The sequence below is a fragment of the Marinococcus sp. PL1-022 genome (assembly GCF_033845285.1).
In the GTDB taxonomy this organism is placed as follows: domain Bacteria; phylum Bacillota; class Bacilli; order Bacillales; family Marinococcaceae; genus Marinococcus.
The window spans coordinates 2,507,080-2,530,372 of the sequence record NZ_JAWXCX010000001.1; the positions used below are offsets into that span (position 1 = coordinate 2,507,080).

Sequence of the window (23,293 nt, forward strand, 5' to 3'; positions counted from 1 at the left end):
TTTCTCATATTCAAACACAGTTGCCTCCCGCCGGCAACACGTGCATGAGGCAGCCCTCCGCAGGGTATACTACAAGTATACGAAGGGAGCGTGATGAATCCATGAAAACCACGAATACCGATGTATGCATCGTTGGGGCAGGCCCCGTAGGCTTGACTGCTGCCAATACATTAAGAGCACTCGGCATCCGCGTCCGGATATTAGACAGAAAAAGCTCTATTTCTCCCTTTTCCAAAGCGTTCGGCATCCAGGCGCGCACCCTTGAAATGCTCAGCCTGATCGGGGCGCTCCGTCCCTTCCTAAAGGAAGGCTTCCCCATTACTGATGCAACTGTTCAGCCTGAAGGCAAACGGGCTTCCAGAGCCTCCTTTGCTTCGCTCGATACGCCGTTTCCCTTCATGCTTATGCTGCCGCAGTCAGATACGGAGCATATTTTGAAGAAACAGCTACGGGAGGTCGGCCAGTTTATCGACTGGAACACTCACTGCGAGCGGATTACCCAGCACAGTGACTACGCAGAGGTTGAATGCTCCACCGAAAATGGGCACGAATTAATCCGCGCCTCCTACGTGATCGGATGTGACGGTCCTCACAGTACGGTTCGGGAAAATATGAATGTGTCCTTTCCAGGCGGCAAGCATGAAACCATTTATTTTCTGGGAGACGTCACGGTGGAAGGACTCCCACTTTCCAACGATATCTCCTCATTCATTACCGAGCGCGGCGTAGCTGCCTTCTTTCCCTTCCGTGATGGAACGTACCGGGTAATCACCATTGATCATGCCGAACAGAACCGGGAGCACCGGGACGACCTTTCTCTTGAAGATCTTGAAAAAAGCGTACAGCGTATTACCCAGCAGCCGGTGCATTTCCCCCATGCCTCCTGGCTGTCCCAGTTCGGGACGTCCCACCACCAGGCTGATGCCTACCGGGACCACAGACTGTTTCTCGCCGGAGATGCCGCCCATTTGCACAGCCCGTTCGGCGGCCAGGGGATGAACCTAGGCATGCAGGATGCGGTCAATCTCTGCTGGAAATTGGCTTGGGTGCTGCGCGGCCGTTCGGATCCTGCTCTGCTCGATACGTATGAAGAAGAACGGTACGCGGTCGGACGCAAAACCATTCGAATGACCAATACGGCGATGCAGGTGATGACCCGCTCCCATACCCTTATTCCCCGCCTGCTGGCGAACCCTGTCAGTGTGCTGAGCAAAAGCAGTTCGTTGCAGAACATGCTGACCCAGCGACTCGCCAATATTGACATCAGCTATCAGAACAGGGCTTCGTTTGCGAAATTCCAGCACCGGGGAGAACTGATTCCAGCTGGTTCCCGGGCATTGCCGGCACGGGTTCTTACCGAGGAAGGAGAACACGCAGACGTAATGGATTTTCTGCACATTCAGCAGTTTACCTGCCTGTTTTATATCGAAGACGAGCAGGAGCTCCGTCAGCTCGATGAAAGCATCCAGGAGATGCGCCGGCAGTACGGCCCATCCATTCTCATTCTCGTTGTTCAGCGCAAGGGCATACTGCGGGCCTCAAAGCCGAACATCCACCATTTGTTTGATTACCGCCGTGACCTTGCCGTCAAATGGAAGTTGCCAACGTTTTCAGCTGTGCTCATACGTCCGGACGGCTATGTTGCTTTTGCCGAGCAGCCGGTACGTACCAGGCGACTGATGAGAAAAATCCACACCGCTTTATATCAGTAGCTTTCTCCAACCAAATTCCATTTTTCGACCGGCTGTGGAAATGCCGGATTGTTTCAAGCATTATCCACAAGCCGGTTCTTCAATTCAGTAAATTATTTATAAGTAATACCTTCAATCGAAGCAGGTGCTTCGATTTTTTATGTCTTTTTTTCCGTAAATTCCCGTTCATGCTGCTGAAATACGACGATAATTTTTTTATGGTGTACCAAAGCCTGTGGATAAATCCCTTCCTGAGCTCTTCAACTTCTGTGCCCAACTGAAAACCATCCCCATTGTGTATATGTCTGTGGATGGTTTCGTCAGTTTTCTTCTTCTGTTCGTTTCCAGCAGAGAGCCTCTTGTTCGAGCTTCTGCACGATGGCATGCTTTTCGTTCATATATTCTGACGGACTGTGCGGATGCCGGGCCGCCGCCTCTTTTTTAATGAGTTCATATTCCTTCGCTTTTTCCGGAAAGGAGCGAAGATAATCGCGGAGGGCCAGGTGACGCCCGCTCCCTTCGCTTTCTTTTTCAAACACGTGCACGTGAAAGCGGCGGACTTGCTCTCCTTTGTAATAAAAAGCCCTTCCTGCAATGCCGTGCTCTCCCTTCCCGGTATATCCCAGTCCTTCAAGACGCTCCTCAGTCCACAGGGAAAGCTCGGGCGTTTCAATCAGAATATCGATGATTGGCTTTGCCGCGAGACCCGGAACGCTCGTGCTTCCTATATGATAAATATGATCTCCCTTACCGCACGCTTCAAGCTTCAGCAGCTTTTGTTCATGGAAAAAATAGCCCTGCCACTCTTGTTTCCACGGCACGACCTGTATCGTCCGCATCGGATCACTACTTTTCAAAGCTCTTGACTATATGTTCCTAAAAAAGTATATTTTACTCAAGTAAATTTTTTTACTAAGAGGAGCGATAGCATAAGAGGAGCGATAGCAATGGCCATGATTAAAACACTAGAAACCTACGAGCAGCTAAAGGCTGTCAGCGATCCTTTCCGGTCCCAAATATTAATGCTTTTGATTGAAAAACCGATGACCGGCCAACAATTGGCTGAGTATTTTGACCTTCCACGCGCAAAAATCCATTATCATTTAAAAGAACTGCAAAAGCATGAGCTTGTTGACCTCTCTTATACAGAGGAAAAAGGAGGTATACTGCAGAAGTTTTACCGTGCTTCGGCTTCAGGATTTTATCCGGACCCTTCTTTATTCCCCAACACGGAAGAAGTAAGCGAATCTAACCGCCAGATGCTTCTTCGCATGGCAGAAAAAGAACGGCGCGTAATTTTATCTGCTCCTTCCGACGCGTTTGTGGATCAAGCACTAAGCAGTGCTTCAGATTACGAAGAATGGCCCCTCGTCGGTCACATGTCTCAGATGCACCTTTCAAAAGAAGACTTTATCGAATGGAAAAAAAGATATTTTGCTCTCATGGAGGAATTTTCCGAACGTTCAAACCAAACCTCCTGTGAGAATGCCAGCCTATACTATTTTCACAGCACCGCTTTTGAAATTGATTATCCGGCATTTGAAACAGATACTAAAAAAGACCAAAAAGACAATTAAATTTTTTTGAATATATGAGTAAATAAATTAACTCGAGTAAATTTATTATTAAGGAGTGTATTTATGTCGATCTGGTACCAGCAAAACTTCATGCTTCTTCTTTTCGGCCGTTTGATTACAAACATTGGGGACAGTCTTTATTTTATTGCAGCTGCCTGGCTCGTTTTTGATATTACGGGCGACCCATTTTTCTCAGGGCTTGCCAGCTTTCTAACTCTGCTTCCTAAAAACCTGCAGTTTCTTGCCGGTCCATTCATCGATCGCTGGCCGCCCGCCAAAACTATGCGTATTACTCAGCTGCTTCAATGCATACTTGTTGTAATTATTCCCGTGCTTGACCTCTTTGAGCTTCTTACCGCTGGCGCCGTATTAATTATCATGCCTTTGCTCGCTATGCTTGATCAATTTATGTATCCGGCCCAGGAAAAAGCCCTCCCCCTTACTGTGCTTCCTCACCAGCTTGTACAGGGCAATTCACTGTTTGCGTTGGCTCACCAGGGCACCGACATTTTATTTACTGCGCTCTCCGGCATTCTGATTTCCATATTTGGTGCGGTATTTTTATATTGGATTGATGCTTTCTCCTTTTTAATTGCATTCATTTTATTTTCTTCGCTCCAGCTTCCCGGTAAATCTGCTGCCCAGTACAGGGAGCCGCGAACCGGATATGCTTCTGACCTTAAGCAGGGATTTTACATCATTTTTAGATCAAAATTTTGGATCATGTTAATAGGTGCCCTGACCGTCAACGGCACCATTGGCATTATGTATGCTGTTCTTCCTGCCTTTGCTGATGCCTTTCAGGGGCCGAAATTTTATGGGTTTTTATTAACAGCTGTCAGCGCCGGCGTTCTTGTCGGCGCATTGGCAGCCCCACTTTGTGCACGTCTTCCTCTCGGTAAAATTTACGCTTGTGGTTTTTTATTAAGCAGTCTGTGCTGGCTTCTCGCCATGCAGCTCCCGCCTGTCGCTTTTGCTGTCCTGTTTGGAATTGCCTGGCTCCCGGTCGGACTTTCGAATGTACTATTTGCAAGCGTCATACAAAGCGCTGTTCCTAATTATATTTTAGGCAGGACCCGTGCAGCTATTTCCAGTATAGTTACTCTTTTTATGCCTGCCGGTGCTCTGGCCGGCGGTATTCTCGCCTCATGGACATCCCCATACTGGATTCTATTTTCTACCGGCTTTGGTTTTTTCATACTCGGGGGTTTCTGGCTTTTTCACCCGTTTCTGTATAGTCTGCCGCCAGTTCCTGCTATCACAGCAGACACTTTCCGACTTCCGCTGGATAAAGACCAGCAGCTATAAAAAAACTGCCCTGGAAGTCTCCAGGGCAGCTGCTTGATTTCGTTTATTCGGGAATATAAGGCAGATCCCGCATTTTCGGTACATTGATGACGTGAGGGGTGACATAGCCGAGAAGGCCTTCTTTTCCGTATTCGCGGCCGATGCCGGACTGCTTGACTCCGCCGAATGGATAGCGGACATCGAGCCCCTGCACAGCAGCGGTATTGACCATCGTCGTGCCTGCTTCAATGCGGGCTGCGACTTCGATGGCGTGATTTTCTTCTCCCCATACCGAGCTTGTGAGGCCGTAAATGCTGTCGTTCGCCATTGCTACCGCTTCATCCACCGTGTCGTATGGAACGATCGGCACTGTTGGTCCAAACTGTTCTTCTTTCACAATGTCGTCCTGTTGGTCAGCGCCGAGCACCATGGTCGGCTGCAGGAAGTACCCCTGCTCAAACAGCTCGTTATCCACAATGTGGCCGAGCGGAATAACGTCGGCACCTTTTTCAGCCGCTTTATCGACAAGGTTTTTCACAAAATCGAGCTGCTGCTTGTTATTGAGCGGGCCGGTCGTGACCTGTTCATCGAACGGGCTGCCGATTTTCACCCATTTATTGGCCGCCTCCTGATACTTTTCCACGAACTCATTGTACAGAGTACGCGGTACGTAGATGCGTTTGGCAATCATGCAGATCTGGCCGGCGGTCAGGAAATTGGATATCACCATGCGGCGCATCGCGCGCTCATCATTTACGTCAAAGTCCGGAAGCACTACAGCGGCATCGTTGCCGCCAAGCTCAAGCGTCATATCCTTGATCGTATCCGCCGCCGATTTCATAATTTTCTTCGCTGTTTCCGTACCGCCGGTAAAGGCAATTTTATCCACATGTTTATTGGAGGTAAGCTCTACGCCGACCTCCGCTTCCCCGTGGACAAGATTCAGCACGCCGTCCGGAAATTCACCCGCCATCATTTCAATCACCAGGCTGACCGCATGCGGAGCAAACGGGCTCGGCTTTGAAACGACGGTATTTCCTGTCAGAATCGCCGGAGCAATTTTGATGGTGGAGAGCGCAATTGGATAGTTCCACGGGCTGATAGCGGACACCACGCCTATCGGCTCCTGGCGGACGATTGTTTTACCGCCCTCGCCTTCGTCCACCTGATCGGCAATTGTTTCTTTAACCGTCTGGCAGGCGTGTTCCATCCACATGATTGAAACCGCCATTTCGCCCTGGGCGTCATAAATCGGCTTGCCGTGTTCCTCCGCCAGCGTTTCAGCCAGCTCCGGGGTGCGGTCCTTCAGTGTCTGAATAGCCCGTTCCATCCGTTCAATCCGCTCGTCCACCGGTACTTCCTTCCATGCAGGAAAAGCAGCCCGGGCTGCTTCGATGGCTTCAGCCGCCTGCTCCGTGGTCGTTTTCGGCACGTAGGCCACGATTTTTTGTGGGTCAGCCGGGTTTTCTCTTTCCATGTATTCGTCAGCATCGACCCTTTTTCCGTTAATCCATGCATATAATGTTACTGATTCGTCTGCCATTGCCTAGCTCCCCCTTAGAAACATTTTTATCTCTCATTCATCGTAGCCTGCACCACGTGATTATTCAACTATTTCGCTGAGGCAGCTGCAGGCGTTACTTTTTAATGACCTGTTTGGTGCCGGGCACCATTTTGCCTTTACACATCGGGCACTCTTTTTCAGTAACATCAGGCGCTTCAGACAGACGTATCCAGGCCGGGCACATCGCTTCTTCACAGACGAGCGCATCGATGGTTTCCGTTTCCTGCTTTTCCCCGGTATGTGTTTCCCCCGGAAAGGCTTCGAGCAGAAAGCGTGATACTTCAACCTCCTTGCCGCGGTAAAACGCCGGCGAGCTGATGCACAGCTTCTTTTTCGCCCTCGTGATCGCTACATAGGCGAGCCGCCGTTCCTCCTCCAGTGCCTGGGTCTGCTTGTTTTCCGCTTTTTCACCGTATAAAAGGTCCTTCATCCGGTCAGCCTTTAGCGCAGAATCATGCGGCATAATCGTTTCTGAAGCGCCGATAACATAGACGACCGGAAACTCCATGCCTTTGGCCCGGTGGATCGTCATCAGCGAAACGTGGTTCGCATCGGGATCCTTCTCGCGCTCCTTCATTTCACGGAACGTGCGGAGCATGTCGTCGACAAAGTATACAAACGATGAGACGCTCTCAAACCTTTTCGCCGAGGACTCGAGTTCATCGAGAGTTTCCTTTAGCGTTTCCTTTTTCATGCTTACCTGCTGCTCATCGGCCTCCAGATAGCCGTCGTAAAACTGGCGCCGCATCTGGCGGATCGCCGTTTCCGGACGTTTTTCCTTCAGCTTCTGAATCATGCTCTGGCGCTCCTCCACCTTTTTACGCTGAAACGGGCGGATGCCCGGCATGTCTGTTAAATGAAGCAGCGGCTCGCTGCGGGGTGAAAATATTTCCTGCTCTTTAATATGACGCATGCCGCGTTCCCGGGAGATAAATAAAGTCGGCACGACCTCGGGCATCGCCTCCACCAGCGTCGGGTTCAGGCTCAGCCGCAGGTAGTCCATCATGGCTTTTACCGGCCACTGCTCGTAAAACATCTGGTTGCCGAGGGAATGGTGCACAAACGGGACGTCCTGGGCTGTGAGCTGCTCAAAGATAGCACGGCTGACACTGATCGTCCGGTGCAGCACGGCCATGTCACGCCACTCACATTCTCCCTCTGCCACAGCACGTTTCATGTCTGCGACCACCTGCTCTGCTTCCTCGTCGGTGGAGGCAGCACGGAAATAAAAGGGTGAAGAAGCTTCCGCATTCATCACCTGAAGCGTTTTCGATTTTCGCTGCTTGTTGTGGCGCACTACTTCGTTTCCAAGACCGGCGATGGCTTTATGGGAGCGGTAGTTGACGTCGAGCACAATCGTCTGTGCTTCCGGATATTTCTGGTCAAACTCCAGAATGAATTCATGCCGGGCTCCGTTAAACGAATAAATTGTCTGATCGTCATCGCCCACCACAAACAAATTGCGGTGCTTTTCCACGATCATCTGCACAAGTCGGTACTGAAGATAGTTGGTATCCTGGAATTCATCGACCATTACATATTCAAAACGGTCCTGAAGCTGCTGCAGAAAAGCCGGGTCCTCGTCCATCAATGCTTTGGCCTTCATTAAAATATCATCAAAATCAATATAATTGCGCTCGAGCTTCCAGTCTTCGTATGCCTGGCAGATACGTTTTAACTGCTTCTGGCTCGTTTCTTTTTCAGGAAGATCCGAGACGGCGGTGTCGTTCATTTTATGATAGGACAAAAAGGATAAAACTGCCTCCGGCTGATAGACGTCTTCAAGGCCCATGTCCTTCATCAGAAGCTTAACGGCCAGCTGCTTTTTGCGCTCGCTTGAAACAATTTCCTGTCGGATACCGTGGCGCCGGAGCAGAAGCAGGAAAAAGGCGTGGAACGTGCGCACCTGCAGATTGTTGGCTGTTTCACCGATACCCGGCAGGTTCATCACTCTCGTTTTCATTTCCTCCGCTGCTTTTTTTGTAAATGTAATCAGCAGCACGGATTCTGCCGGCACCTGCTTGACCGCCATTAAATAGCCGGCCCGGCAGACAAGCACCGACGTTTTGCCCGAGCCGGCACCTGCAAGCGCAAGCAACGGTCCGCTGCCAAAGCGTACGGCTTCAATCTGGGCTTCGTTCAAAAAAATACCGTCCGCTTCAAGCGAACGAAAATAAAAGGCATCGGATTCCTGATCCGATACGAGCTCCCTGCTTGTGGTAGCTTTGGCGATTGCTGCATATGGTACTTCTTCTCCGCTTACACCGAAGGGAGTCGAATAAAAAGAAAATTCCCGCATAAGTTTCTCACCGTTTCTGTTGGATTGAATATGTTTATTATAAATCGGGACAGCCGCTCTTGTATAGAGCAGGCAGTCACGGGCTGCCAAGCAGTATTTTTCCGCCGCCACTGAATTTTTCACTTTCATAGTCCCATAACGCCTGCTGGACCTGCCCGAACGGGTACGTACGCCGGACACACGGCACCAAGAGCTCTCCGCCTTCCACCATGTGAAACAGCATTTGAAATACATGCTGGAAGCGCGCAGCCGAAATGGAGGCGTTCCAGTGCCTCAGATGAAACATCGCTCCCTTCACTCCCAGCGTTTCCGTAATATATGGCCAGTCGAGCGGCCGGCCGGAAAGGAGGCCGAGCGCCAGTAAAGTTTTCCCGGGTTTAACACTCCGGGCAAGGGCTGTTCCAGACACCCCTCCCACCATATCAACGGCTGCATCCGCTTTTTTTCCCTGCAGGGCGTCCTCCAGCTGGAACGCTTCTTCCCCATCTCCTGCTGTCACTATTTTTTCTGCCCCGAGCTGCATCAGCTCGCCTATTACCTCTTTTCGGCGTACAAGGCCCACTACGCGAATATTCATCCGGGAGGCCAGCTGAATCAGAAGCCTTCCCATTACAGAATTAGCCGCGTTGATGACAAGCATTCCACCGGAGGGAATCTTCAGCTTTTCGGTTAAAAGAATGTACGCCGTCACCGGGTTAATATACATTTGGGCAGCCGTTTCATCGGAAAGGCTGTCCGGCACCGGCACGGCTAAGGCTGCCGGCGCATGAACCAGTGACTGCCATGTGCCCTCCCCCCGCAAAGGCAGTACACGCTGTCCTATTAATGCTCCGCTTATCCCTGGTCCAATCCGTTCGATCACTCCGACGCCTTCATAGCCCGGCACGAGCGGCAGCGTCACCCGGTGGGCATAGCGGCCGTAAATGGGGATAAGATCCGAGGGATTCACTGGAGACCGCCGCATGCGTACCTCCACCTCATCCGCCCTCAATTCCTTTTTTTCTTCACGTCTGATACCTACTTGTTCAAAAGGCATCCCGAAAGATTCCACGTACGCTTTCATGCTGATAGGAGCCATTTTTTCCCTCCTTCCACCTAATTGCTGTTGAAACTGCGATGTGCTACTCTTTGAACAACTCGTATTTCCACATATTAAAATACGGTCACTAATTTTTTGAAAGCGTTATCTTCGAAGGAGGGACCTTCTATAAGAAAAAATGTGAAGATGCAGACTAAAATCATGATTCTCGTGGTCGGGCTGGTCGCTTTTATTACGATAAGCTCCTTCGGCGTGTTTGCTTATTTAGAATATAATGATATCGAAGAAGAGCTTGGAGATAAAGCCCTAAGTACAGCCACCTACATAGCGAGCTCTCCGGTCGTCCAGGGGGCTTATGCCTCCGAGGACCCAAGCTCGGTGCTCCAGCCATACGCCGAACGGGTCCGGGAGCAGGCCGGTGCTGAATTTGTGGTGCTTGGAGATACCGAAGGCATCCGTTATGCCCACCCCGACGAATGGAAAATCGGCGAAGCCATGGTTGGCGGTGACAACGCGCGCGCTCTTGAGCAGGGGCAGTCTTACGTATCAATCGCAACCGGCACCCGGGGCCCCTCTCTTCGCGGCAAAGCTCCGGTCCGTGATGAAGACGGGGACATTGTCGGCATCGTTTCCGTCGGCTTTCTACTGGAGGATGTGCGTGAGGCCATCTGGGAACGCTTTGGCCTCCTGTTTGTACTCTCCCTCGTCCTTCTTGCTCTGGGTGTCATCGGCAGCATGATGGTTTCAAAAAATATTAGAAATGATATGTTTGGGCTCGAGCCTCACGAAATTGGCCAGCTGTACCAGGAAAAAGAAAGCGTGCTAACGGCCATCCGGGAGGGCATTATTGCGATTGATACAGAGGGGCGGATCACCATGATGAACGAGTCGGCCCGAAACATGCTTGCCATTAACGGGATGATCGAGGGGCAGAATATCCATCACGTGCTGCCGGACTCGGAAATGCCAAAGGTACTGAAGCACGGACGGCCGGAATACGACCAGGAATTAATGCTCCGCGGGGCTCCTTACATCGTTAACCGGGAGCCAATCACTATCGACGGACAGCTCGTCGGAGTTGTTTCTTCGTTCCGGGATAAAACGGAGATGATGCAGATGGCCAATACACTTTCTGACATTCAGCGCTATTCGGACAGCCTGCGTTCGCAAAACCATGAATACTTGAATAAGCTGTATGCACTGTCCGGGTATCTGCACCTCCGGAAATATGAGGAGGCAGTGCAGCTTGTCGAAGAAGAAACGTCCCAGCAGCGCAAAACCCACTCCGTAGTTTTCCAGCAGATTCAGGATCCGACCGTGCAGGCGATTCTGACCGGAAAAGCAGCCCGGGCTTCCGAGAAAAAGACAGCTTTTCACATTGACAGTGAAAGCCGGCTGGGGAGTCTTCCGAACCACATTCAGAAGGTTCAGCTTGTTTCCATTTTAGGCAACCTTATCGATAATGCCATCGACAGCGCAGCAGGACGTCCGGCACCGGAAGTGACTTTTTTTGTCACCGAAATGGAGGAGGAGATTATGTTTGAAGTGATCGATAATGGGCCCGGGCTGCCGGAAGGTGTAAACATTACTTCCCAGGGGGCCTCTACAAAATCCGGCAATCAGCCAAGAGGATACGGACTTTCGATCGTCGAAAGAACGATTAATGAACTAGAGGGAATGCTTGAATTTGGCAACAATGAAAACCAGGGCGCCTACTTTACGATCTACCTGCCCAAAACGTTGCCGCAAGGGGGTAGTTGATGATTCACGTTGGTATTGCCGAGGATGACTTTCGCATTGCAGATATTCACCGACAGCTGATTGAACAAATTGAAGGGTTCTCCTGCAGGTTCACATCCGGCACCGCCAAGGAGCTGCTCGAGACGATGGAGCACACACCGGTTGATGTACTGCTGCTCGACATTTATCTGCCCGACCAGCTTGGCACAGACATTCTCGGGCAAATATTGGACCGCCATGATGTGTACATTATTATTATTTCAGCTTCAAATGATCTCGAACACGTGCAGAAGGCCTATCGGTCCGGTGTGATCGATTATATTATTAAACCCGCTTCGCCTAAAAGACTCGAGGAATCGCTGAAAAAATTCCAGGCTTTGCAGGCGGCCCGTCCGGAAAGGAATCTCACCCAAGAGGAAATTGATCGTTACTTCTCCTCTTCTGTTTCTTCCGTCCCAGTGGAAACCAAACCAGAAGCAGATCTGCCAAAGGGCATCGATACATTCACGCTCGATCAGGTGAAAGACCATATCCAGCAGGCAGAGCACGGAGTAACCGCCGATGAAATGGCTTTTTTTCTCGGCGCCTCCCGCACCACCGCGCACCGCTATTTTAAATATTTATTATCCACAAGCGAAATCGAAGTCCGGCCCATTTATGGAATTGTCGGCCGGCCCGAACGCAGATATTTTAAAAAATAAACCTTTCACCCCGGCTGCAGCCAAAACGTGCAGCCGGTTTATTTGTGTTCGTGACATTTATGAAATAAATACAATAAACGAAAGATATACATTTTAAATTGTAAACGGTTACATTATTTCTTTTTTTGGTTACGCTTACATCAATATAAAAAAGGGGGCTACATATTATGAAGCATTCGAAATATTGGATTGGTGCCGGAGTACTTTCGCTTAGCGTTTTAAGCGCCTGTGGAAGCGGAGGCGGGGACAGCTCGTCTGGAGGCAGTGAAGGGGGCGATGGAAACTACGAACCCGAGCAGTCACTGGAAATTGTGGCACCGGCTGGAGCCGGGGGCGGCTGGGACACCGTGGCGCGTTCCGCTGCTGAAGGCCTTGAAAAAGAAGGCATCGTTGATCAGGGTATCGGTGTCGTTAACCGGGAAGGCGGCGGCGGGGCCAACGGCTGGTCCTACATTCATAACCAGGAAGGCAACCCGCAGTATTCATTCGTTGCTTCTCCTCCCCTGCTGCTTGTCCCGTTAAACGGACAGTCGGAATACAACTATAAGGATTTCACCCCCCTCTCTAATATGATCGCCGACTACGGTGCATTTGCCGTCACGGAGGATTCAGAGTGGAATGACTTAAACGACCTGTTTGAGGATATGAAGGAAAACCCAGAGGAAATTACTGTGGTTGGCGAATCTTCTCCAGGCAGCATGGACCATATGCAGTTTGCCAAAATTGCAGCCGGCGCCGGCATTGATCCTTCGACTATTAAATACGTATCTGCCCAGGACGGCAGCGCCCTGACCAACCTCTTAAACGGCCAGGCGGATGTATATTCGACCGGTATTACAGAAACTGTCGAGCAGGTCAGAGCCGGAGATGTCAAAGTACTTGGCATTACAGCCGAAGAGCGCCTTGAAGGTGACACGGTCAGTGAATTTCCCACCGCTATGGAGCAGGGCATCGAAGAAACGTTCGTCAACTGGCGCGGATTTTTGGGACCGCCAAACATGAGTGACGCCGAAATTGCTTATTACGAAGAAACGTTTAAGGAACTTAGTGAATCTGAATACTGGCAGGAAACGCGCCAATCCTACGCCTGGGAAGAAAACTACATGGACAGCGAAGAATTTGAAGAATTTTTAGCTGAAGAAGAAGAATCCATGCAGGACCTGCTTGATGAAGTAGGCATCGACCGGGGCGGCGAGTAGCAGCTTACGAAGGGCTCTGAACGTTCTGCGTCCAGAGCCCTCCTACATTAAAAGCAGTCGAAAGAGGTGACCCATATGCTTCGCTCCGCAAATAAAATTGTCAGCATAATTTTGATCGTAACTGCTGTTTTCTATTTGTACCTGGCCTTTCAGATTCCCGCCTTTGCTACAGGGATGATTACTGCTTCCACCATGCCGAAAGCAGCCGGTTTTTTATTGATTGTACTCAGCATCTTTCTGTTTTTTATTAAAGAAGGCGAAGGTGAAGAAGACCGGGAAAAACGCAAGGAAGCTGGACAGCATATTTTTTACTTAGGCGGCGTGGCAGTAATGATTCTTATATATATTACTCTGCTTGAACCTATTGGCTTCATTTTAACGTCCACCATATTTATATTTCTGTGCAGTCTGTTCATGGGCTACCGGAAGCATATCATCAATGCTGTTACATCCATTGCCTTTCCTTTAACGCTTTATTTATTGTTTACCCAGCTGTTAAATATAAGTCTGCCTCCGGGCATTCTGCCGCTGTAGAAAGGAGGTTGACCGTATGGGAACTTTTGACGGAATTTTAAGCGGCCTCAGTGTCGCTTTCAGTGTACAGGGAATGCTGTTTGTATTGATTGGCGTTTTCGCCGGAACATTTATTGGAATGATGCCCGGGCTTGGGCCTATCAGTGCAATCGCCATCATGATTCCGCTGACATACAATATGGATCCCACCGTTGCTCTCGTCCTGATGGCCGGTGTGTATTACGGCGCTGTGTTTGGAGGCTCCACCTCCTCCATTCTCTTGAATGCCCCGGGAATCTCGGGCACCGTCGCTACCGCTTTTGACGGCTACCCGATGGCCCAGAACGGCCAGGCGGGAAAAGCGCTTGCGATTGCAGCCATTTCCTCCTTTGCCGGCGGTACAGTGAGTGTTGTTCTGCTGATGCTGTTCGCTCCGCTTCTGGCCAGCGTCGCCATTGTGTTTGGCCCGCCCGAATACTTTGCCCTGATGCTGCTCGGGTTAACCGCGATAGCGAGCTTATCCGACGGCTCGACGATTAAAGCACTTATTTCTGCAGTACTCGGTATCATGTTTGTCACCATTGGCATGGACAGCCAGACAGGAACGACGCGGTTTACATTCAATAATCCGAACCTGCTCGAAGGCATTGATTTTCTCGTGATCGCTCTGGGCCTGTTTGCCATTGCTGAAATCTGCAATCTGATTGTCAACCGGAAAAAGACACTTAAAAACCAGGGCAATATTGGAAGCCTGAAGCTTTCCAAACAGGACTTCAAGGATATGAGCGGCCCAATGACCCGTCAGTCCTTCCTTGGGTTTCTTCTCGGGGTGCTCCCGGGCGCTGGTGCTACCATTGCTTCGTTTATCGGTTATATTACGGAAAAGAAAATCGCCAAACGTCCCGAAGAATTCGGGAAAGGCGCAGTGAAGGGGATCGCTGCTCCGGAAACCGCCAATAACGCCGCTACAAGTGGTGCGTTTGTGCCTCTGCTCAGCCTTGGTATTCCCGGTTCCGGAACGACAGCCGTCCTGCTCGGCGCCCTGCTTGTACTGAACGTGCCGCCGGGGCCGCTGTTAATCGAAGAGCAGCCTGACCTGTTCTGGGGCGTTATCATCAGTATGTATATCGGCAACGTATTTCTGCTGATCCTGAACCTGCCGCTTATTCCATACATTGCTAAAGTGCTGTTGATTCCGCGCCCGATGCTGATTTCGCTCGTGATTATGTTCAGCATGATCGGGGTGTACTCTATCAGCTTCAGCACGTTTGACCTTTATTTACTGCTTGCGTTTGGTGTGCTCGGCTATTTGATGAAGCTGTACAATTTCCCGGCAGCCCCGCTGATTTTGGCATTTATCCTCGGCGGGATGATGGAGGAATCCTTCCGTCAGGCCATGACTATTGCCAATGACGATTTAACGGTCTTTTTCACCCGGCCGATCGCCCTCAGCATGATGATTGTCGCTCTTCTATCCTTCCTTGTTCCAATCATTCGCCAGAAAAGGACAACTTCTGCATAAAAAAACCCGGGCCTCCCGGGTTTTTTTGCGTCAGCTGTTGATTTTATCCGCTGCATGCTTCAGTTGATACTCCTTCATGTTTCCGGCAATCTGCTTCACTGTTTCATAGTAAAGCTTCGTACCTTCGATAATATCTTCATCTGTGCTGTACTCAAGCGGATTGTGGCTGATGCCGTCTTTGCAGCGCACAAAAATCATGCCGTAGTCGCACACCTTCGATATTGGCATCGCATCATGAAACGGGCCGCTCATCAGCTTCGGCGCTTCCATCTTCAATCGTCCGGCCTGCTCTGCCATGATACTCTGGATCCACTCTGCGCAGTATCTTGGATCACTGTTTGTATCCTCCTGAATATCAAGCTCCAGGCCGTGCCTTGCGGCAATAGCTTCAAGCTCCACACGCAATTCGCTCTCGCACTCATTTCGCCGCTCAAGGTCAATATCGCGAAGATCGACCGTAAACTTTACTTCTTCGGGAATGATATTCCGGGAGTTCGGAAACACTTTTATGTTCCCAACCGTGCCGATCGTTGGGGCCGGCTGCCGTTTTCCGACAATGGTATTAAGCGCCGTTGTCGCCTCACTGGCACCCAGCAGGGCGTCCCGCCGGAGATGCATCGGCACAGAGCCCGCGTGCCCCGCGAATCCTTTATAGGTGACCGTGAGCCAGAGCGGGCCCGAGATACCGGTTACAATACCCACCGCCGCTCCTTTATCTTCAAGCACCGGACCCTGCTCAATATGCATCTCCAGAAATGCGAAAAGCTGCTCAGGATCATAGGCAGCGAGATGAACCCGCTCCGGATCAAGCCCCATTTCTTCCAGCGCCTGCCGCCTTGTGATTCCGTCTTCATCTTCCCGTTCGAGCTCGCCTTCTTCAAGCTCGCCGATCAATCCGCGGGAGCCGAAAATCCCTTTGTTAAACCGGGAGCCTTCTTCATCGCTGAAGGCGATCACTTCAATGGGACCTTCAAATGTATGTTCTTCTTCAACCAGGGTCTGGACCGACTCCAGGGCACCGAGCACGCCTATGGCTCCGTCAAAGCGGCCGCCATAGGGCTGGCTGTCAATATGCGAGCCGAGCATAAAGATCGGGAGGGAAGAATCCCGGCCCTCCAGCCGGCCGATCAGGTTTCCCACTTCATCGATCCTCGTCGCAAGTCCGGTCTCTTTCATCCAGGACTCCACGAGAGCCATCCCCTCCTGGTCCTTCTTCGAATGGGCAAGCCTCCGCACGCCCGTTTTCCCAATCCGTCCAATCTCTGCAAGCTCATGCACGCGTCTCGTGAGACGTGCTGTATTAACTCCCATTGGTTCATCCCCTTCCAGGCTTCATGCTTTTATTTTATCGGTTTTCTTTTCCCAGGGCGTACAACAAAATGTTAAATTATTCTGACTTCTTTTACACAATCTGTATCATGCTTCTTTCCGCCTTTCGGGCTACCATATTATTATGCAAGCATATGAAAGGAGCGTTTCACGACATGAATCATACCGATAAACAGACCGTTTCCGCAGAAAAAGACATGCTTCTGAATCAGGATCGTGCCTTTTTATGGCACCATATGGCTCCTCACAATGATCACCCGGCTATTTTCACCGAAAGCGACAATGTGTACCTTACAGATATCGACGGCAACTCCTACATTGATGGGATGGCCGGACTCTGGTGTGTAAATGTTGGCCACGGAAGAACTTCCATCGCGGAAGCGGCGGCAAAGCAGCTCAGTACGATGTCCTTTACACCCATGACCAACAGCCACAAGCCGGCCATTCAGCTGGCGGCAAAATTAAACGACTGGCTTGACGGCCACTACCGCATCTTTTTTTCCAATTCCGGCTCCGATGCCAATGAAGTCGCCTTTAAAATTGCCAGGCAGTATTTCACCCAGACCGGCAAGCCGAAAAAATATAAATTCATTTCCCGCTACCGGGCCTATCACGGAAATTCGATGGGTGCTCTGGGTGCAACCGGCCAGGCTGACCGGAAAGCAAGCTACGAGCCGGTCGCCGAAGGCTTCCGCCACGCAGCCCCGCCTTACTGCTACCGGTGTCCGTTTGGCAAAGAGCCGGACAGCTGCTCGCTCGAATGCGCTTCTTCCATTGAACAGACCATCATCTGGGAAGGCGCTGATACAGTCGCCGGAGTGATTGTGGAGCCGGTAATTACCGGTGGCGGCGTCATCACGCCGCCTGAGTCTTACCTGCAGAAGGTACAGGAAATCTGTCAAAAGCATGATGTTCTCTTAATAGTTGATGAAGTTATCTGCGGGTTTGGGCGGTCGGGAGAAGCCTTCGGCCATAAAAATTTCGGCGTGCAGCCTGACATCGTTACCATGGCGAAGGGGATAACGAGCGCCTACGCCCCTTTATCTGCTACAGCTGTTTCCAATGATTTATATGAATCGTTCAAATCCGGGGCTCCCCAAAGTCATTTCCGGCATGTGAATACCTTTGGAGGCAACCCGATGTCTTGTGCCGTCGCGCTCGAAAACATCGATATTCTCGAACGCGAAGACCTTGTCGCAAAAGCCAAAAGCACCGGCAGCTACCTACAGGAGCAGCTCGAATCCTTTCACCATTTCCCTGCCGTTGGAGACATCCGCACGTTCGGCCTGATGGCAGGCATCGAGCTTGTGACAGATAAAATAACGAAGGAGCCGGCACCACCGGAATTCATGCAGCAGGTGCTCGGCTACTGTAAACAGCACGGGGTCATGATCGGCAAAAACAGCGATACCGTTCCTGAGCATAACAACGTGTTAACCATCTCTCCCCCGTTTATTATTTCCCATGAACAGATTGATACAATCGTAGCGACGCTTCGTGAAGCAATCATCTACGCCTCACCGTCCGCCTGACCGCCTCCGGGTGGTCTTTTTATTTTCCGCTTAAAGTCGGTTTACTAATTTGTATGTAAGATTTTGTGACCGTCCCGTCCCCTGCCGGACAAAGCTTATTTACATTTTGTCCAACAAGGTCCTCCATTATCCGACGGAATGTCACATGCTTTTTTCAGAAAATTCTATACTATTGAAAAAACAAACTGAAAGGGGATTGATTGCATGACAGATCAGGTCCGTATAGGAGTCATCCAGGCTTCCAACGACGTCGAGGGCAGTGCTTCAGTTCAGGAGCATAAAGACAAAGCGATTGAAAAACATGTACGCATGGTTCGTGAGGCCGCCGCCAAAGGAGCACAGATTATCGGGCTCCAGGAAATATTCTACGGGCCTTATTTCTGCTCCGAACAGTCGATGAAGTGGTACGAAGCAGCCGAACAGGTTCCGGAAGGGCCAACTACCAGGCTCTTCCAGGATCTCGCTAAAGAGCTTGGCACCGTGATTGTGCTTCCTGTCTATGAACGCGAAGGCATCGCTGCTTATTATAATACCGCCGCCGTCATCGATGCAGACGGCTCGTACTTAGGAAAATACCGAAAAAATCATATCCCTCATGTTGCTGCCGGCAACGAAGGCTACGGTTTCTGGGAAAAATTCTATTTTAAACCGGGCAATCTCGGATATCCAGTATTTGACACGGCTTATGCGAAGGTCGGCGTCTACATCTGCTACGACCGGCACTTCCCGGAGGGCGCCCGGCTGTTGGGGCTGAACGGTGCCGAAGTGGTGTTCAATCCATCGGCTACAGTCGCCGGCACCTCCGAGTACCTCTGGAAGCTCGAACAGCCGGCCCACGCCGTGGCGAACGGTTATTACCTGGCTGCAATCAACAGAGTCGGCTACGAAGCCCCGTGGAACATGGGTGAATTTTACGGCCAGTCCTACGTGGTGGACCCCCGTGGTGACTTTGTCAGCATCGCAAGCCGTGATCAGGATGAAGTTCTTGTCGCAGATATGGATAAAGAAATGATCCGGGAGGTGCGCAATGCCTGGCAGTTCTACCGCGACCGCCGGCCCGAAACATACGGGTCCATGAGCGCCCTACTTTAAAACCCGAAAGGAGTTTTACCATGTCCAATCACCGCTCGGATGCATGGATTTCCACCGAACAGCTGCAGGAGAATTTCGCTGAAGTGAACAGCCCCCTTTCAACGACCCATGCGGTCAAGGAATCGAACCGCTGCCTGTTTTGCTACGACGCACCCTGTATCCAGGCCTGTCCGACAGGCATAGACATTCCTTCTTTTATTAAAAAAATAGCCTCCGGCAATTTAAAAGGCTCCGCAGTCACTATTATGGATGCAAATCCCGTCGGAGCGAGCTGTGCACGTGTCTGCCCGACCGAGGAATTATGCGAGGGAGCCTGTGTATTAAACGGCGAATCAGAGCCGATCATGATTGGCGATCTGCAGCGCTACGCCACGGATTGGGCTATCCGCAATGAGCAGGTGCTGTTTGAAGCAGGCCCTTCGACATCCAAACATGTCGCAATCGTCGGGAGCGGTCCCGCCGGTCTGGCAGCGGCCCGGGAGCTCGCCCGGTTTGGCCATCAGGTGACCATTTTTGAAGCCGACGACGAACCCGGGGGGTTGAACCGTTACGGTATTGTTTCCTTCCGCCTCCCGGTTGATATCGTGCAATGGGAAATCAACCAGATTGTGAATATGGGCGTAACCATCCGCACGAACACCGCAGTCGGAAAAGACATTTCCCCGGAAGAGCTCCGGGAGCAGTTTGATTCCATCATTATCGCTGTCGGTATGGGAAGCGTTCCGGAGCTTCATATGGAAGGAGAGGACGCTTCCGGCGTATATGACGCTGTTGATTTTGTACGCTCCACCAAGGACGGCACGTTTTCCAATAATCTTGCCGGTAAGCGGGTGGCCGTCATCGGTGCCGGCAACACGGCCGTTGACGCAGCCACCTGCTCCACCCGCCTCGGTGCTGAACACGTCAGTATCGTTTACAGACGGACGAAAAATGAAATGACCGCCTACCCGTTCGAATTTGAATTTGCCAAGCAGGACGGCATCGCCTTTCAATGGCTTACTTCCCCGGTGAAAATCGAAAAAAATGACCAGGGGGAAGTCAACGGTCTTGAATGCGTCCAGATGGAGCTTGGCGAAGCAGACCAGGACGGACGGCAGCGACCAGTACCCATCCAGAATTCCAATTTTATGATGGATGTGGATGTCGTTATACGAGCCATCGGCCAGGAGCGGCTGCAGGATACAATTGCCATGTTCGGCCTTGATCACACGGACGGCGTTGTGACTGTCGACGCCTCCTACGCCGCTTCTGAACCAAACCATTTTGCCGTCGGGGACGTCGTATTTGGCAGCGGCCAGGGAGAAGCGATGGTTGTCAGTGCCGCGGAGCAGGGAAAGCAGGCAGCCTATACGATTCACCAGCAGCTTTCGGCAGGCACTCAGGCAGCAGGCTGAACCATAATCTGAAAGGAGTGTTTTTATGGCAGATTTAACGACCAACGTCGCCGGCATCCGTTCCCCGAATCCCTTCTGGCTTGCCTCCGCGCCTCCAACCAACAGCGGGTACCAGGTACAGCGCGCTTTCGAAGCAGGCTGGGGCGGTGCTGTATGGAAAACGATGGGAGACCCTATCCTGAACGTTTCCTCCCGTTTTTCCGCTGTGTCCTTTGGCGGAAACCAGGTGGCCGGCTTCAACAATATTGAGTTGATTTCCGACCGGCCGCTTGAAGTGAACCTGCGGGAAATTGAAGAAACGAAACGACTTTACCCGGAGCATGCGATTATCGGTTCATTAATGGTGGAACCAGACCGGGACAAGTGGCATGAAATCGTCAAAAGAGTCGAAGCAGCTGGGATCGACGGCCTCGAGCTCAACTTTGGCTGTCCGCACGGGATGGCCGAGCGGGGAATGGGCTCAGCGTCCGGCCAGGTGCCGGAGCTCGTCCGCCAGCAGACGGCCTGGGTGAAGGAGGTGGCCCGGACGCCGGTGATTGTCAAATTAACGCCGAACATTACAGACATTACGTTCACGGCTAAAGCCGCCGTCGAGGGCGGAGCCGATGCCGTCAGCATGATCAATACAATTAACAGCCTTTCCGGCGTCGATCTTGATTCCTGGAATACTATTCCGAATGTGGATGGCAAGGGTGCCCACGGCGGCTACTGCGGTCCCGCCGTCAAGCCGATCGCTTTGAATATGGTCGGGGAATGCGCCAGAACACCCGGAATCGACGTGCCAATTTCCGGCATGGGCGGCGTGTCCAGCTGGCAGGAAGCCGCGGAGTTTATGCTGATGGGCGCTTCGAACGTCCAGGTTTGTACGGCGGCGATGCATCACGGCTTCCGTATTGTTGAAGATATGATCGACGGCCTCAGCAACTACATGGACGAAAAAGGTCTTGCCTCTCTCGACCAGCTGATCGGGCAGACCGTGCCGAAGTATTCCGACTGGGGCGACCTCGATCTTACCTACCGTGTTGCCGCTAAAATCAATAATGATGTCTGTATTAACTGCAACAAGTGCTACATTGCCTGTGAAGATACGTCCCATCAGTGCATCGATATGCTAAAGGATGAGGACGGCAACGATATACTGCGGGTGCGCGAGGATGACTGCGTTGGCTGTAATCTGTGCTCTATCGTCTGTCCGGTGGACGGCGCCATCGACATGGTCGAAGTCGCTAGAAAGGTCGGCGACGAACCGATGACATGGAACGAACGCCAGCAGCTGATGGCAGGTGCCGGATCTAATCAATAACAGGAGGAGATTATTTTGGCAAAAACGATTATCAAAAACGGAACCGTTGTAACAGCGAGCGATGAATACAAGGCAGATATTCTGATCGAAGATGAAAAAATCACAACTATCGGCAAGGATCTCCAGGAAGACGGGGCAGAAACTGTCGACGCCTCCGGCCAGTACATTTTCCCGGGAGGAGTGGATCCGCACACCCACCTCGAAATGCCGTTTGGGGGGACCGTCTCCAAGGATGATTTCGAAAGCGGATCCATCGCTGCCGCTTTTGGCGGGACAACGAGCGTGATCGACTTCTGCCTGACAAGCAAGGACAGGCCGCTCAGCTCCTCCATTCAGGAATGGCACGATAAATCCCAGGGACGTTCCGTGATTGATTACGGCTTTCATTTGATGATTACTCAAATGAATGACGACGTGCTTGATCAGCTTCCTTCAATCATTCAAAACGACGGCATTACTTCCTTCAAGGTATTTATGGCCTATAAAAATGTATTCCAGGCCGATGACGAAACGCTTTACCGCACGCTGCTTGCTGCCAAAGAGCTCGGGGCTCTCGTCATGGTCCATGCTGAAAACGGCGACGTGATTCAGCACTTAACAGAAGAAGCACTTGCTGCCGGAAACACCGAGCCTATTTACCACGCCCGCACCCGACCATCCGAAATCGAAGGGGAAGCGACCGGCCGCGCGGCCCGCTTTACCGGGCTTGCCGACTCTCAGCTGTATGTTGTGCATGTTTCCTGCGCCGATGCCGCGGAAGAAATCCGCAAAGCCCGCCGTAAAGGTGCCAACGTCTGGGGTGAAACGTGCCCGCAGTACCTCGTGCTTGATGAAAGCTACATGGACCAGCCTGGATTTGAAGGCGCCAAGTATGTATGGAGCCCGCCGCTTCGTGAAAAATGGAATCAGGAGGAGCTTTGGACGGCAATTAAAAACGGAGATCTTTCGACCATCGGATCCGATCAGTGCTCGTTTGACTTTAACGGCCAAAAGGACCTCGGCAAAGATGACTTCACAAAAATTCCAAACGGCGGCCCGATGATTGAAGACCGGATGAGTATTCTCTACTCGGAAGGAGTGGCCAAAGGAAGAATTTCGCGCCAGCAGTTTGTTGATATTACCTCGACGAAAAGCGCCAAGCTGTTCGGTCTCTATCCGGATAAAGGAACAATCTCCGTTGGCGCAGACGCCGACCTTGTGCTTTTCAATCCGGACGAAAGCCGGACCATTTCGGCTAAAACGCAGCACATGGCGGTTGACTATAACGCCTTTGAAGGCATGGAGGTGCAGGGCGTGATTGAGTCTACCATGGTACGCGGCCAGTTTGTTGTCCGCGACCGGAAGCTGGAGGCTGAACCTGGCTACGGGAAATACATGAAACGCAAGCCCTTCGCTTTAGGAAGCAGCCCTAAAACTGCTGCCTCCACGTCCGTTTAATGTAATCTGAGAACTCTTTTCCCTCTCGTCCTCTGTTTCTTTAGGACTGGTGATCGTCCATGACGCTGGTATGT

18 protein-coding genes are annotated in these 23,293 nt (G+C 51.4%); 13 read left to right on the top strand and 5 right to left on the bottom strand.

Annotated elements, in window-relative coordinates; genetic code table 11:
* The first annotated feature begins 101 nt into the window (after window positions 1-101).
* Window positions 102-1,712 (top strand): FAD-dependent monooxygenase, encoded by a 1,611-nt coding sequence (locus SIC45_RS12945; RefSeq protein WP_319632445.1) that lies wholly within the window; start codon window positions 102-104, stop codon window positions 1,710-1,712.
* Between the two features lie 299 nt (window positions 1,713-2,011).
* Here the strand turns inward: SIC45_RS12945 and SIC45_RS12950 are convergent, their stop codons facing one another.
* The gene (locus tag SIC45_RS12950; protein WP_319632446.1) at window positions 2,012-2,530 is read right to left on the bottom strand and encodes a GrpB family protein; all 519 of its coding nucleotides are present in this window, start codon (window positions 2,528-2,530) and stop codon (window positions 2,012-2,014) included.
* A gap of 108 nt (window positions 2,531-2,638) precedes the next feature.
* Here SIC45_RS12950 and SIC45_RS12955 point away from each other — a divergent pair, with 108 nt between their 5' ends.
* Both SIC45_RS12955 and SIC45_RS12960 read left to right on the top strand, forming a co-directional pair.
* Complete coding sequence (locus tag SIC45_RS12955) at window positions 2,639-3,268, top strand: winged helix-turn-helix domain-containing protein (RefSeq protein ID WP_319632447.1); 630 nt, start codon at window positions 2,639-2,641, stop codon at window positions 3,266-3,268.
* 63 nt (window positions 3,269-3,331) lie between these two features.
* Entirely contained in the window at window positions 3,332-4,576 is a 1,245-nt protein-coding gene (locus SIC45_RS12960) for an MFS transporter (RefSeq protein ID WP_319632448.1), read from the top strand.
* A gap of 43 nt (window positions 4,577-4,619) precedes the next feature.
* Here the strand turns inward: SIC45_RS12960 and SIC45_RS12965 are convergent, their stop codons facing one another.
* The 3 genes from SIC45_RS12965 to SIC45_RS12975 form a co-directional block, all read right to left on the bottom strand.
* Complete coding sequence (locus tag SIC45_RS12965) at window positions 4,620-6,098, bottom strand: aldehyde dehydrogenase family protein (protein ID WP_319632449.1); 1,479 nt, start codon at window positions 6,096-6,098, stop codon at window positions 4,620-4,622.
* 94 nt (window positions 6,099-6,192) lie between these two features.
* On the bottom strand, window positions 6,193-8,547 hold the full coding sequence (locus SIC45_RS12970; protein ID WP_319632450.1) for an ATP-dependent helicase: 2,355 nt from the start codon (window positions 8,545-8,547) through the stop codon (window positions 6,193-6,195).
* Window positions 8,495-9,496 carry a zinc-dependent alcohol dehydrogenase family protein gene (locus SIC45_RS12975; RefSeq protein ID WP_319632451.1) on the bottom strand — a complete coding sequence of 334 codons (1,002 nt, stop codon included), beginning with the start codon at window positions 9,494-9,496 and terminating at the stop codon, window positions 8,495-8,497. Before SIC45_RS12975 ends, SIC45_RS12970 begins: the two co-directional genes overlap by 53 nt.
* Window positions 9,497-9,643: 147 nt before the next feature.
* On the opposite strand from SIC45_RS12975, the gene SIC45_RS12980 reads away from it, so the two are divergent.
* The 5 genes from SIC45_RS12980 to SIC45_RS13000 all read left to right on the top strand — a co-directional run bounded on the left by SIC45_RS12980 (window position 9,644) and on the right by SIC45_RS13000 (window position 15,132).
* On the top strand, window positions 9,644-11,218 hold the full coding sequence (locus tag SIC45_RS12980) for a sensor histidine kinase (RefSeq protein ID WP_319632452.1): 1,575 nt from the start codon (window positions 9,644-9,646) through the stop codon (window positions 11,216-11,218).
* Window positions 11,218-11,898, top strand: coding sequence for a response regulator (locus SIC45_RS12985; RefSeq protein WP_319632453.1), 681 nt, complete (start codon window positions 11,218-11,220; stop codon window positions 11,896-11,898). Before SIC45_RS12980 ends, SIC45_RS12985 begins: the two co-directional genes overlap by 1 nt.
* 167 nt (window positions 11,899-12,065) lie before the next feature.
* The gene (locus SIC45_RS12990) at window positions 12,066-13,097 is read left to right on the top strand and encodes a tripartite tricarboxylate transporter substrate binding protein (RefSeq protein WP_319632454.1); all 1,032 of its coding nucleotides are present in this window, start codon (window positions 12,066-12,068) and stop codon (window positions 13,095-13,097) included.
* Between the two features lie 75 nt (window positions 13,098-13,172).
* Entirely contained in the window at window positions 13,173-13,631 is a 459-nt protein-coding gene (locus SIC45_RS12995; protein ID WP_298787315.1) for a tripartite tricarboxylate transporter TctB family protein, read from the top strand.
* A 16-nt stretch (window positions 13,632-13,647) separates the two neighbouring features.
* Window positions 13,648-15,132, top strand: coding sequence for a tripartite tricarboxylate transporter permease (locus SIC45_RS13000; RefSeq protein ID WP_319632455.1), 1,485 nt, complete (start codon window positions 13,648-13,650; stop codon window positions 15,130-15,132).
* 30 nt (window positions 15,133-15,162) lie between these two features.
* Here SIC45_RS13000 and SIC45_RS13005 read toward each other — a convergent pair whose 3' ends face one another.
* The gene (locus tag SIC45_RS13005; RefSeq protein WP_319632456.1) at window positions 15,163-16,443 is read right to left on the bottom strand and encodes a Zn-dependent hydrolase; all 1,281 of its coding nucleotides are present in this window, start codon (window positions 16,441-16,443) and stop codon (window positions 15,163-15,165) included.
* Window positions 16,444-16,616: 173 nt separating this feature from the next.
* Between SIC45_RS13005 and SIC45_RS13010 the strand changes: the two genes are divergently transcribed.
* The 5 genes from SIC45_RS13010 (at window position 16,617) to hydA (ending at window position 23,219) form a co-directional block, all read left to right on the top strand.
* Window positions 16,617-17,993, top strand: a complete 1,377-nt coding sequence (locus SIC45_RS13010; RefSeq protein WP_319632457.1) for an aminotransferase — start codon at window positions 16,617-16,619, stop codon at window positions 17,991-17,993.
* A 204-nt stretch (window positions 17,994-18,197) separates the two neighbouring features.
* The gene (locus SIC45_RS13015) at window positions 18,198-19,085 is read left to right on the top strand and encodes a nitrilase-related carbon-nitrogen hydrolase (protein WP_319632458.1); all 888 of its coding nucleotides are present in this window, start codon (window positions 18,198-18,200) and stop codon (window positions 19,083-19,085) included.
* A 20-nt stretch (window positions 19,086-19,105) separates the two neighbouring features.
* Window positions 19,106-20,479 carry an NAD(P)-dependent oxidoreductase gene (locus SIC45_RS13020; RefSeq protein ID WP_319632459.1) on the top strand — a complete coding sequence of 458 codons (1,374 nt, stop codon included), beginning with the start codon at window positions 19,106-19,108 and terminating at the stop codon, window positions 20,477-20,479.
* 25 nt (window positions 20,480-20,504) lie between these two features.
* Window positions 20,505-21,782 (top strand): NAD-dependent dihydropyrimidine dehydrogenase subunit PreA, encoded by a 1,278-nt coding sequence (gene preA / locus SIC45_RS13025; protein WP_319632460.1) that lies wholly within the window; start codon window positions 20,505-20,507, stop codon window positions 21,780-21,782.
* A 12-nt stretch (window positions 21,783-21,794) separates the two neighbouring features.
* Window positions 21,795-23,219, top strand: a complete 1,425-nt coding sequence (hydA, locus tag SIC45_RS13030; RefSeq protein ID WP_413645950.1) for a dihydropyrimidinase — start codon at window positions 21,795-21,797, stop codon at window positions 23,217-23,219.
* Window positions 23,220-23,293: the final 74 nt, after the last annotated feature.